Here is a 609-nt window from a genome sequence, read left to right as displayed (position 1 = left end):
GGCAAACCGCTGCGCGAGCAGATCGGCGAACACCCCTTCGCCGCGCATGCGTGCACCAAAACGGCTGTCGTAGAGTTCGCCGCCACGGCTCTGGCGGATCAGGCTCAGCACATGCGCGGCGCGTTGCGGGTAGTGCGCCTGAAGCCATTCCTCGAACAGCGGCGCCACTTCCAGCGGCAGACGCAACATCATGTACGCAGCACTTTGCGCACCGGCGGCGTGGGCTTCGTTGAGCAGATTTTCGATTTCACTGTCATTGATCATTGGAATCATCGGTGAACACAGCACACCAACGGGAATGCCTGCTTCGCGCATCACCCGGATCGCGCGCAATCGTGCCTTGGGTGCAGCGGCGCGCGGTTCGAGGATGCGTTTGAGTTCGTCGTCCAGCGTGGTCAGGCTGATCATCACCGCCACCAACCGTTGCTGCGCCAGTTCGCTGAGCAAGTCGAGGTCGCGCAGGATCAGTGAGCCCTTGGTGACGATGGTCACCGGGTGCTTATAGCGCAGCAGCACTTCGAGGATCTGGCGGGTGATTTTGTGTTCACGCTCGATCGGCTGATACGGGTCGGTGTTGGAACCCAGGTTGATCGGCGCACATTGATAACC

Annotated in this window: 1 protein-coding gene; it reads right to left on the bottom strand. The window is 60.9% G+C overall.

Annotation, left to right across the window (positions count from 1 at the left end):
• A partial coding sequence (locus BK660_RS31865) for a radical SAM protein (protein ID WP_148057542.1) occupies window positions 1-609 on the bottom strand: 609 nt, incomplete at both ends.

The sequence above is a fragment of the Pseudomonas brassicacearum genome (assembly GCF_003732265.1).
In the GTDB taxonomy this organism is placed as follows: Bacteria; Pseudomonadota; Gammaproteobacteria; order Pseudomonadales; family Pseudomonadaceae; genus Aquipseudomonas; species Aquipseudomonas brassicacearum_D.
Note: the sequence above shows the minus strand (reverse complement) of the source record. Positions and strands in the feature narration are given on the sequence as shown.